This is a genomic window from Methylomagnum ishizawai (assembly GCF_900155475.1).
Taxonomy (GTDB): domain Bacteria; phylum Pseudomonadota; class Gammaproteobacteria; order Methylococcales; family Methylococcaceae; genus Methylomagnum; species Methylomagnum ishizawai_A.
The window spans coordinates 2,294,260-2,305,029 of sequence record NZ_FXAM01000001.1 but is presented as its reverse complement, the minus strand read 5'-3'; the positions used below and the strand labels follow the sequence as shown (position 1 = coordinate 2,305,029).

The window sequence follows — 10,770 nt, the reverse complement described above, 5'->3', positions numbered from 1 at the left end:
CCTTGGGGAAGTGCCCATCGTTCGCCAACTGCTGATGCGCCTGGGGGTCAGGTCGAACAGTTTGGCGAACACGTCCACCGGGTAGAGGTTTTCCGTCTGTCTCCCATGGCCTCAAGCGAAACGAAATGAAAAATCGGGAACCGGAATTTTCACGGACGACGGAGGCCGAACCACCCATATTCCGGGGTTCCGCCCTGAGAACCTACGCCTCCCACTCCCTGCCGCGCCTCTTTGCCCACGCGGAGTGTTAGTGCTGGGCAAGCCGGATTCACGGCTTATAGTTGGGTGGGTGCTTCCAGCTTCGCCATGGCGAGCCGCACGGCCTCCTCGAACACGGCGTCGGGGTCCATGCCCACGGCTTGCAGGTCGGCCTTCCAATCGCCGCCGCCCTCGACCTTGACCGCGATGGGTGTCCCCTCGCCCGTGAGGAGGCGTTCCTCCTGCATCGCCCGGAAGTACAGGTTCCAATCCCCGCCTTCCCGCGCCTTCGCCTTGACCTCGGCCAGTTCGGCCAGCATGGCACTCCGGTCGGGCTTCTTCGGGGGCGGGTCGGGCACATGCCCCAGGGCGGCACGCTCCACCCGCGTGGCCGTGTCCAGCAGCCTCGCGAGTTGGTAGGGCGTCAACGCCTCGGCGGCTTCCCGCAATGCTTCGGGGGTACTGGTCCAGGCTTGCAGCTTGGCGTTCACGACGGCGTGCATGGCCTGGGCGCTGTGGGCGTGGCGGCGTTCCATGGCCCGGATGGCCCGTTCCCTTTCCTGGCGGGCGATCCGGTCCAGGTGGTCAGCATAGGTGGCGGCGCGTTCCACCCATGAGAATTCCGCGCTCCAAACCTTGTGGCGGCGTACTTTCTGGGTACTTGCCTCCTCCCCCGCCGACTTGGCGATGCTCCTTTCCCCCACCTGCATGTCCCGATACCGGCAGAATGCAGCAAAGGCTCTCTCCGACTCGCCCGGCCGACGCTCCCAAGGATGCTGTGGTGTCGTGGGGTTCCTTTCCGTGGAACTCTTGGTTTCACTGGGTTTCGCGCCGTTTTTCATGTGGGGTTCGCTGTCGTGTAGTTCATGAAGGTTCCACTCCGTCTGTCTTATCGGTCCACGTTCCCGGCGACGGGCTGGAGATTACGTCGGCCATCGGGGCGGGAGGCCAGTTTTTCGGCGGTAAACCCGTTTAGTTTGCCGTTCAGTGCCGCGTTTACTTTCGCGCAACCGCTTGAATCCACAAGCCTATCCGCCCGCAGCGCAGGGTAGGCGCGGATGGTGATTCCGTAGCGCGGGCCGTTGGTGCCGGATCATGCCCCGCCCCCGTCCAATCGGTCATAAGCCGCTTTCACGCGGATGAAACGCTTGGTGTGAATTGATTTGGCCGAATCCAACGCCCGGACGGAGAGTACGGGGGCGCGGAAGACTCTGAATCCCATCTGGATTCGGAGCACGGCGATGATCGATTTCAAGACCTTCCTGACCGCCCTGTACGTCTTCGTCGAAGACTTCTGCAAAAGCCGGTGGGCACCGGAAAGATCGCGGGGCGCACCGGCGGGGTTGACGCGCAGCGAGGTGGTGACCCTGGCCATCGCGGGTCAGTGGGAATGCTTTGGGAGCGAACGCGGCTTCTACCGCTACGCGCAGCGGCACCTGCGAGGGGCTTTTCCCGGCTTGCCCGACCGCAGCCAGTTCAACCGGCTGATCCGCCTGGCCCAGGACGACATCGCCGCCAGTTTCCGCTGCCTGGCGGAGGTTTTGCGCGAACCCGCCGACCTGTTCGAGGCCCTGGACGGCACGGCGGCACCGACCCGCGACGCCAAGCGCCGGGGGTTGGGATGGCTTCCCGGCCTGGCGGACATCGGCTGGAGCAACCGCCTGGGGTGGTTCGAGGGGTTCCACCTGCTGCTGGCGGTCGGCCCGGCCGGCGTCGTCACCGGTTTCGGATTCGCCCCGGCCAGCGCCAAGGACCAGCCCATGGCGGAAACCTTCTTCGCGGCGCGCCACCGGGCCGACGCCCGCCTGCCGACGGTGGGCCTGTCCGCCGACATCCCCTACGTGACCGACAAGGGGTTCGAGGGCGAGGATTGGCACGCGCACTGGCGGGAGGACTATGGGGCGGAGGTAATCACCCCGCCCAAGCGGAACAGCCGCAAACCCTGGCCCCGCGCTTGGCGCCGTTGGTTGGCCGGGATTCGCCAGGTGGTCGAGACCGTGAATGGCAGTTTGCATCACATGTTCCGCCTGGACCGGGAACGGCCCCACGAACTCGGCGGGTTCGCCGCCAGGGTTACCGCCAAGATGGCGCTCCATAATTTCTGCATCTGGCTGAACCGGAAACTTGGAAGGCCTTCTTTGGCGTTCGTCAAATTGATCAGTTGGTGAAATTGAAATCACACCAAGCGTTCAAGTCCGACACACTCCTAGAAATAGCTGTGGTAATCGCGGGACCGGCGGCGGGCCGCTTGGTTGTAATCGGCCAGGACGTGGGATTTCAGCAGCCGCACCGCGTTCTTCTCGCCATGCCACTGGCCGGTGCAGGGGTCTTGCCATTCGATACGGTAGGAAACGCTATCGCGCTGCTTCCTGCGCTTCCAACCATATCCCCAAAGAGTGAGGGCTTTCAGGCTGCGCCTGATCCAGGTGTCTATCGATGGTGTGAGCATGGCAATAACCTCGCGGACTATGATGGGAGGGAAGCGGCCCTGTGGGCCGTAGGCATGGGTATAAGGCTGGCTCCGGTGGGATAACTTCCTTCACCAAGCGCGAACCATGCCAACCGCCCCGCGCGCCATCGCGACGCGGCAACCCGCGGCGGCATTAGCCGCTCCGGCCTCCGCCCCTGTTTATCCATCCCGCCGCCCTTGTCACCCTCCGGCCAATCCGGACCCGCCGGGTCGGAAAACCGACAGCGCCGCCCCAGAACGAACGGGCCGGCTTCCGGTGGGCGCACCGGGGCGGGGCGGAAGGCCGACCCGCTCGCGCCTCAAACCTTCAGGAAAAACTTGGCCCGGACCAGCTTTTCCTTGCGGTCGTCGAGCCCGTTGGTGCCGCCATTGATCCGCTTGGTGATGGTGAGGATGTCGTCCTTATCGGCGAATCCGTTGAGGTCGCGGGTGGTCCAGAACCAGCAGGACACATCCACAGCCACAACGGGATCGGTGGCCAACAGTTTGGCGGTGGCGTCGGTGGTGTAATCCTTGCCCCGCGCCTCGCCATAGTGGGTGTAGTTGGTCCGCCCGGTCAATTGGATGAGTCCACGGCCCTTGAAGCGCTTGCCGTCGCCGGGCTGGGTGTTGCCCAAGTCTTTGCGGCCCTCGTAGGCCTCGCCGCTGGCGATCTCCTCCGAATAGCGCAATTCCCCGCTCTCATGGCCGACCTGGGCCAGGAAATGGGCTTGGCGCAAGGGGGTATCGATCCGGTTCCGGGCCATTTCATCGGCCAGGGGCTGGGCATATTTGTCGATGTGCGCCGCCGCCGCGTGGATCATGATGCCTTGCAGCGCATCCGCCGACAGCCCGCCGGTAAGGCCCGCCCGCAACCCGGCGAGGGTGCCGCCATCGGGATCGACGCGACCATCCGGCCTGGTCAGGCCCATGACCTGGCTTTGGAAAGCCTCGATGGCCGCGATGGTCTTCTGGCCGATCCCCCCGTCCACCACCAGCCGCGTTATGGGCGCGAGCTTGGCGATATTGATATTGAGCAAAAGCTGGATGGTTTTGACATCGCTGGATTCATTGGCGCCGCCGTTGCCGACGGATTTTTTAATACACATGGCCGGAACTCCTGGAACAAGGAAATTGGATAAAATCCTCCTTGAGGCGTATCCGCATCGTCCTAATGGCGGCCACATTGTCTTTTACATAGGGCAGCGCGTCCAATCATGGGCAGACAAAGCCGTTGGTTTTTTTAGCCTACCGGGCGGGCGGGCAGTTGCAGCATTGTGCAGTCAGCCCACCGCGCATCACGTCCCGCCACCGGGCTGGACACTCCTCCCCCGCTCCCGCCCGAACAGACAAAACCCGGTGTAGGGTTCGGTTCGCGCTTGACTCATCTTGGGATTCCCAGTAAATTTATCAACCATTTATCTTGTTTTTTCGCGGGGCGTCCAACGCCCTGATTCTTTTTCTGAGGTGGGTAAACCGTGGAGCTTAGCGGCGCTGAAATCATCGTCCGGTGCCTGAAGGACGAAGGGGTCGAGTATATTTTCGGCTATCCCGGCGGGTCGGTCCTGCATATCTACGACGCCCTGTTCAAGCAGGACGCTGTCAAGCACATCCTGGTACGTCACGAGCAAGGGGCGACCCACGCCGCCGACGGCTACGCCCGCGCCACCGGCAAACCCGGCGTGGTCCTGGTCACTTCCGGCCCCGGTGCCACCAATGCCGTCACCGGCATCGCCACCGCCTACATGGATTCCATCCCCATGGTCATCATCACCGGACAGGTGCCCCTGCCCGTGATCGGCAGCGACGCTTTCCAGGAATGCGACACCATCGGTATCACCCGCCCCTGCGTGAAGCATAATTTCCTGGTCAAAGACCCGCGCAAGCTGGCGGAAACCCTCAAGAAAGCCTTCTACATCGCCACCACCGGCAGGCCCGGCCCGGTGGTCGTCGATATCCCCAAGGATGTCACCGACCCCAGGGTCAAAGTGCCCTACGAATACCCGGATTCGGTGTCGATCCGCTCCTATAACCCGCATATCAAAGGCCACCGCTGGCAGATCAAGAAAGCGGTCGATCTGCTGCTGACCGCCAAGCGCCCCATGATCTACTCGGGCGGCGGCGTCGTGCTGGGCGAAGCTTCGGCGCAATTGACCGAATTGACCCGGATGCTCGGTTTCCCCATCACCAACACCCTGATGGGCCTGGGGGCTTATCCCGCCACCGACCCGCAATTCGTCGGCATGTTGGGGATGCACGGCACTTACGAAGCCAACATGGCGATGCACGAATGCGATGTGCTGCTGGCCGTGGGTGCCCGCTTCGACGACCGCGTCACCGGCAAACTGGCCGAATTCTGCCCGCACGCCAAGATCGTCCATATCGATATCGACCCGGCCTCGATTTCCAAGACCGTCCGCGTCGATATCCCCATCGTCGGCGAAGTCGCGGGGGTTTTGACCGATATGATCGACATCCTGGCCGCGAGCGGTCAGCGCCCCGATATTGCGGCGTGGTGGGAAAAAATCTCCGGCTGGCGCTCGCTGGATTCCATGCGCTACGACCGCGCCGCCCAGGTCATCAAGCCGCAATACGTCATCGAACAACTTTGGGAAGCCACCCGTGGCGAGGCTTTCGTCACCTCCGACGTGGGCCAGCACCAGATGTGGGCGGCGCAGTTCTATAAGTTCGACCAGCCCCGGCGCTGGATCAACTCGGGCGGACTCGGCACCATGGGGTTCGGGATGCCCGCCGCCATCGGCGTGAAACTGGCCCATCCCGATGCCGATGTCGCCTGCATCACCGGCGAAGCCAGCATCCAGATGTGCATCCAGGAACTGGCCACCGCCCTGCAATACCGCACCCCCATCAAGATCGTGAACCTCAACAACGGCTATATGGGCATGGTCCGGCAGTGGCAGGAATTCACCTACGAAAGCCGCTATTCCCATTCCTACCTCGAAACCATCCCGGATTTCGTCAAACTGGCCGAAGCCTACGGCCATGTCGGCATGAGGATCGACAAACCCGCCGATGTGCGCCCGGCCCTGGAAGAAGCCCTGAAACTCAAAGATCGTACCGTGTTCATGGATTTCCTGACCGACCCCACTGAGAACGTTTACCCCATGATCGAGGCCGGCAAAGCCCATCACGACATGCGCCTCGCCCCCGGCACTCCCACCGAGCGGGAGTTGGCCTGATGCGTCACATCATCTCCATCCTGATCGAGAACGAATCAGGCGCTTTGTCCCGCGTGGCCGGTTTGTTTTCCGCCCGTGGCTATAACATCGAATCCCTCACCGTCGCCCCGACCGAAGACGCCTCGCTGTCGCGCATGACCTTGGTCACTTCCGGCAGCGACGAGATCATCGAGCAGATCACCAAGCAGCTTAACAAGCTGATCGACGTGGTGAAGCTAATCGATATCTCCGGCTCCGGCTCCACCCACATCGAGCGCGAGTTGATGATGGTCAAAACCCGCGCCGTGGACGGAATGCGCGATGAAATCAAACGCCTGACCGATATCTTCCGCGGCAACATCCTCGACGTGACCGCCACCACCTACGTCATCGAAATCACCGGAGAAAAGTCCAAGCTGGACGCCTTCCTGCAAACGGTGGGCGCGGAACACATCATCGAAGTGGTGCGTTCCGGCACCACCGGCATCCTGCGTGGCGAACGGGGTTTGGCGGTTTAACACGATGGATTGGGACCATGTCTGGACCGACGCCCTACTCTCCGACCTGCCTTTCAAAGTCGAACTCGATCAATGGGGGCAAATCGTCATGAACCCGATGAAAGTGCGCCATGTGCTGATGCGCAACATCATCTCCGACCAACTCAAGCAAGTCATCGCGGGCTACGGCAAGACCTTGCAATGCCTGCCGGTCATGACCCCGGAGAACGTCAAGATGCCCGATGTGGTCTGGTTCTCCCCCGAGCGCTACGAACAGATGATGCACAGCGAAATCAGCCCCATCATGCCGGAAGTCTGTGTGGAAGTACTGGCACCGGGCGAAAACGTCGAACGCCTGCTCCATAAGAAGGATTTATATCTCAGGGGCGGCGCGGTCGAATTCTGGCTGTGCGACGACACCGGCAAGCTGAGCTTCTACGATGATCTCGATGTATTGGAATATTCGCGCTTGATACCGGCGTTTCCGCACCGGGTCGAGCCGGATTGAGTACGTACGGGACGGCCAGCCCCGTCCCACTTTTGAATCGATATTGCGCCAAGAAAATAGAGGAACCTAAATGCAGGTCTATTACGATAAAGACGCCGACCTTTCCATCATCCAAGGCAAGAAGGTCGCCATCGTCGGCTACGGCTCCCAGGGCCACGCCCATGCCAACAATCTCAAGGAGTCCGGCGTCTCCGTGGTCGTCGCGCTGCGTCCGGGTTCCGCCTCCGCCCTCAAGGCCCAGAACGCCGGGCTGGAAGTCATGGACATCGCCGACGCGGTCAAGGCCGCCGACGTGGTCATGATCCTGGCCCCGGACGAACATCAGGCCAGGCTCTACAGCGACAAGATCGAGCCGAACATCAAGCAGGGCGCGGCCCTGGCCTTCGCCCACGGCTTCAACATCCACTTTGAGCAAATCCAGCCCCGCGCCGACCTCGACGTGATCATGGTCGCCCCCAAGGGTCCGGGCCATCTGGTGCGCTCCACCTACACCCAGGGCGGCGGCGTGCCCTCCTTGATCGCAGTGTTCCAGGACGCTTCCGGCATGGCCAAGGAAATCGCCCTGTCCTACGCCTCCGCCAATGGCGGTGGCCGGGCCGGCATCATCGAGACCAGCTTCCGCGAAGAAACCGAAACCGATTTGTTCGGCGAGCAGGCCGTCTTGTGCGGCGGCGCGACCGCCCTGGTGCAGGCGGGTTTCGAAACCCTGGTCGAAGCCGGCTACGCCCCGGAAATGGCCTACTTCGAGTGCCTGCACGAACTCAAGCTGATCGTGGACCTGATGTACGAGGGCGGCATCGCCAACATGCGCTACTCCATCTCTAACACGGCGGAATACGGCGACCTGACCCGCGGCCCCCGCGTCGTCACCGAGGCCACCAAGCTGGAGATGAAGAAAATCCTCAAGGAAATCCAGACCGGCGAATTCGCCCGCGAATTCATCCTGGAGAACCAAGCCGGTGCCGCCACCCTCAAGGCCAAGCGCCGCCTGGGCCGCGAACACCAGATCGAGCAGGTCGGCGCGAAACTGCGCGACATGATGCCCTGGATCAAGGCCAACAAGATCGTCGATAAGAGCAAGAACTGATCGACCCGCCGGGCGGACCCTAGCGTCCGCCCTTCCGTGCGGGCGGGGTTCCGCCCGTTCTATGCCGCCCTTGCACGAGCCGACGATGGAACGCAACCACACCCCCCCTGGCAAACCCCGGCGCGGCGTCTACCTGCTGCCCAACCTGTTCACCACGGCGGCCCTGTTCGCCGGTTTCTACGCCATCACCGCCGCCTTCGACCATCGCTTCGAGACCGCCGCCATCGCGATCTTCATCGCCATGGTGCTGGACGGGTTGGATGGCCGCGTCGCCCGCCTAACCAACACCCAGAGCGCCTTCGGGGCCGAATACGACAGCATGGCCGACATGGTCTCGTTCGGCGCGGCCCCGGCCCTGGCGATGTACGTCTGGTCGCTGGCGGGCCTCGGCAAATTCGGCTGGGTCGCGGCCTTCGTCCACGCGGCGGGCGCGGCCCTGCGCCTGGCCCGCTTCAACACCCAGGTCGCCACCGCCGACAAGCGCTACTTCCAAGGGCTGCCCAGCCCCTCCGCCGCCGCCATCCTGGCGGGCTTCCTATGGTTCAGCGAGAGCCATGGGATCCAGGCCGAATCGGTGAGCTATGTCGCCGCCGGGCTGGCCCTGGCCACCGGACTCCTGATGGTCAGCAACTTCCGTTACTACAGCTTCAAGGATTTCGACCTGCGGGGCCGGGTGCCCTTCCTGTGGGCCATCCTCATCATGCTGGTGTTCGCCCTGGTGTTCACCAACCCGCCCTTGATGCTGTTCGTGATCTTCGGCGGCTACGCGGTGTCGGGCCCGGCCCTGACCCTGGTCCGGTTGCGCAAGATGCGGAGCGAGCGCAAGGTCTAGGGCTTTTCCCAACCACCGGGCATAAAAAAGCCCCGCCGGACCGGCGGGGCTTTTTATTGTCCGGCCTATTCGGCGGCGGCGGCGCGGCCCGCCCGCTTGCGGTCGTTCTCGGACAACAGCTTCTTGCGGATGCGGATGGACTTCGGCGTCACCTCGACCAGTTCGTCGTCGTCGATGAATTCCAGCGCCTGCTCCAGGCTGAACTTGATCGGCGGCGTCAGCAGGATGTTTTCATCGCTGCCGGCGGCGCGGATATTGGTCAATTGCTTGGCCTTGGTCGGGTTGACCACCAAATCGTTGGAGCGGGAATGGATGCCGAGGATCATGCCTTCATAGACCTCGGTGCCATGCTCGATGAACAGCCGCCCGCGCTCCTGTAGGTTGAACAGCGCGTAACCCAGCGCCTTGCCCGCCACCATCGACACCAACACACCGTTGATACGCTGGCCGATATCGCCCTTCTTCATCGGGCCATAGTGGTCGAAAACATGGTAGAGCAGCCCGGTGCCGGAAGTCGCGGTCATGAACTCGGTCTGGAAGCCAATCAAGCCACGCGAGGGCATCATGTATTCGAGGCGCACCCGGCCCTGGCCGTCCGGCACCATGTTGAGGAGGTCGCCCTTGCGCTCGCCCAGTTTCTCCATCACCGCGCCCTGGTTGGCCTCTTCCACCTCGATGGTGACGGATTCGTAAGGCTCGCAAGCCTCGCCATCGATTTCCCGGACGATGACCTCGGGGCGCGACACGCCCAGTTCATAGCCTTCGCGGCGCATGTTCTCGATCAGGATGGAGAGGTGCAGTTCGCCGCGGCCCGAGACCTTGAACTTGTCGGGGTCGGCGGTATCCTCCACCCGCAGCGCCACGTTATGCAGCAATTCGCGCTGCAAGCGCTCGCGGATCTGGCGGGAAGTCACGAACTTGCCCTCCTTGCCCGCGAACGGCGAATTGTTGACCTGGAAGGTCATGGTCACGGTGGGCTCGTCCACGGTCAAGGGCGGCAACATCTCCACCGCGTCGGGGGCGCAGATGGTGTCGGAGATTTCCAGGGCGTCGATGCCGGTGAAGGCGATAATATCGCCCGCGCTGGCCTCCGGCACCTCGACCCGTTCCAAGCCTTTGAAACCGAACACCTGCAACACGCGGGCGGTGCGCTGCTTGCCGTCGCGGCTCACCACCACCACCGGGGTATTGGTTTTGACCGCGCCGCGCTGGATGCGCCCGATGCCGATCACGCCGACATAGGAGTTGTAGTCCAACTGGCTGATCTGCATCTGGAAGCCGCCCTCCTCCTTGACCAGGGGCGGATGCACCTTGTCGACGATGGTTTGGAACAAGGGGTCCATGCTGCCCTCGCGGATGTCGGGATTATCCCCGGCATAACCGTTGAGGGCGGAGGCGTAGACCACCGGGAAATCCAGTTGCGCCTCGGTCGCGCCGAGCTTATCGAACAGGTCGAAGGTCTGGTCCAGCACCCAATGGGCGCGGGCGCCGGGCCGGTCGATCTTGTTGATGACCACGATGGGGTGCAGGCCCAGGGCGAACGCCTTCTGGGTCACGAAGCGGGTTTGCGGCATGGGGCCGTCCACCGCGTCCACCAGCAGCAACACCGAATCCACCATCGACAGCACCCGTTCCACCTCGCCGCCGAAATCGGCGTGGCCGGGAGTGTCCACGATGTTGATGTGGTAGCCGTTCCAATCGATGGCGGTGTTCTTCGCCAGGATGGTGATGCCGCGCTCCTTCTCCAGGGCGTTGGAATCCATGACCCGTTCCTCCACCTTCTCGTGGGCGGCGAAGGTGCCGGATTGCTGTAGGAGCTTGTCCACCAGGGTGGTTTTGCCATGGTCGACATGGGCGATGATGGCGATGTTGCGTAATTTTTCGATCATGATGGGAAAAATAACCCGGATTCGGGCGGGGATGGGAAAAGCCAGGGATTCTAACAGAGTCGGGCTGCGATCCGTCAGGCGCGGCTTAGCGCATTCCATGCCAAGCTCCGCCCAAGGCGAAACACAGCGTC

General features: G+C 62.8%; 10 protein-coding genes. 6 read left to right on the top strand and 4 right to left on the bottom strand.

Annotated elements, in window-relative coordinates; all coding sequences use genetic code 11:
- Positions 1 to 275: 275 nt before the first annotated feature.
- On the bottom strand, positions 276 to 908 hold the full coding sequence (locus B9N93_RS10185; protein WP_085213296.1) for a hypothetical protein: 633 nt from the start codon (positions 906 to 908) through the stop codon (positions 276 to 278).
- Between the two features lie 531 nt (positions 909 to 1,439).
- Here B9N93_RS10185 and B9N93_RS10180 point away from each other — a divergent pair.
- Positions 1,440 to 2,366 carry a transposase gene (locus B9N93_RS10180; RefSeq protein ID WP_085213294.1) on the top strand — a complete coding sequence of 309 codons (927 nt, stop codon included), beginning with the start codon at positions 1,440 to 1,442 and terminating at the stop codon, positions 2,364 to 2,366.
- A 38-nt stretch (positions 2,367 to 2,404) separates the two neighbouring features.
- Here the strand turns inward: B9N93_RS10180 and B9N93_RS10175 are convergent, their stop codons facing one another.
- Complete coding sequence (locus B9N93_RS10175; RefSeq protein ID WP_085213292.1) at positions 2,405 to 2,647, bottom strand: hypothetical protein; 243 nt, start codon at positions 2,645 to 2,647, stop codon at positions 2,405 to 2,407.
- Positions 2,648 to 2,967: 320 nt separating this feature from the next.
- Entirely contained in the window at positions 2,968 to 3,756 is a 789-nt protein-coding gene (locus B9N93_RS10170) for a glycoside hydrolase family 19 protein (protein WP_085213290.1), read from the bottom strand.
- A 369-nt stretch (positions 3,757 to 4,125) separates the two neighbouring features.
- Here B9N93_RS10170 and B9N93_RS10165 point away from each other — a divergent pair, with 369 nt between their 5' ends.
- The 5 genes from B9N93_RS10165 (at position 4,126) to pssA (ending at position 8,750) form a co-directional block, all read left to right on the top strand.
- Positions 4,126 to 5,847, top strand: coding sequence for an acetolactate synthase 3 large subunit (locus B9N93_RS10165; RefSeq protein ID WP_085213288.1), 1,722 nt, complete (start codon positions 4,126 to 4,128; stop codon positions 5,845 to 5,847).
- Positions 5,847 to 6,344: an acetolactate synthase small subunit gene (gene ilvN / locus B9N93_RS10160; protein WP_085213286.1), complete on the top strand. Its 498-nt coding sequence runs from the start codon at positions 5,847 to 5,849 to the stop codon at positions 6,342 to 6,344. The genes B9N93_RS10165 and ilvN overlap by 1 nt, the downstream gene beginning before the upstream one ends.
- Before the next feature lie 4 nt (positions 6,345 to 6,348).
- A complete protein-coding gene (locus B9N93_RS10155; RefSeq protein WP_085213284.1) occupies positions 6,349 to 6,831 on the top strand; it encodes a Uma2 family endonuclease in 483 nt (160 codons plus the stop codon).
- A 70-nt stretch (positions 6,832 to 6,901) separates the two neighbouring features.
- Positions 6,902 to 7,918, top strand: a complete 1,017-nt coding sequence (gene ilvC, locus B9N93_RS10150; RefSeq protein ID WP_085213282.1) for a ketol-acid reductoisomerase — start codon at positions 6,902 to 6,904, stop codon at positions 7,916 to 7,918.
- 85 nt (positions 7,919 to 8,003) lie between these two features.
- A complete protein-coding gene (pssA, locus tag B9N93_RS10145) occupies positions 8,004 to 8,750 on the top strand; it encodes a CDP-diacylglycerol--serine O-phosphatidyltransferase (RefSeq protein ID WP_085213280.1) in 747 nt (248 codons plus the stop codon).
- A 65-nt stretch (positions 8,751 to 8,815) separates the two neighbouring features.
- Here the strand turns inward: pssA and typA are convergent, their stop codons facing one another.
- Entirely contained in the window at positions 8,816 to 10,639 is a 1,824-nt protein-coding gene (gene typA, locus B9N93_RS10140; protein ID WP_085213278.1) for a translational GTPase TypA, read from the bottom strand.
- Positions 10,640 to 10,770 lie beyond the last annotated feature (131 nt).

Excerpts from the sequence above, each read along its gene's own strand:
- B9N93_RS10185 (WP_085213296.1), bottom strand. The coding sequence starts at position 908 with ATGCAGGTGGGGGAAAGGAGCATCGCCAAGTCGGCGGGGGAGGAGGCA.
- B9N93_RS10180 (WP_085213294.1), top strand. The coding sequence starts at position 1,440 with ATGATCGATTTCAAGACCTTCCTGACCGCCCTGTACGTCTTCGTCGAA.
- B9N93_RS10175 (WP_085213292.1), bottom strand. The coding sequence starts at position 2,647 with ATGCTCACACCATCGATAGACACCTGGATCAGGCGCAGCCTGAAAGCC.
- B9N93_RS10170 (WP_085213290.1), bottom strand. The coding sequence starts at position 3,756 with ATGTGTATTAAAAAATCCGTCGGCAACGGCGGCGCCAATGAATCCAGC.
- ilvN (WP_085213286.1), top strand. The coding sequence starts at position 5,847 with ATGCGTCACATCATCTCCATCCTGATCGAGAACGAATCAGGCGCTTTG.
- B9N93_RS10155 (WP_085213284.1), top strand. The coding sequence starts at position 6,349 with ATGGATTGGGACCATGTCTGGACCGACGCCCTACTCTCCGACCTGCCT.
- ilvC (WP_085213282.1), top strand. The coding sequence starts at position 6,902 with ATGCAGGTCTATTACGATAAAGACGCCGACCTTTCCATCATCCAAGGC.
- pssA (WP_085213280.1), top strand. The coding sequence starts at position 8,004 with ATGGAACGCAACCACACCCCCCCTGGCAAACCCCGGCGCGGCGTCTAC.
- typA (WP_085213278.1), bottom strand. The coding sequence starts at position 10,639 with ATGATCGAAAAATTACGCAACATCGCCATCATCGCCCATGTCGACCAT.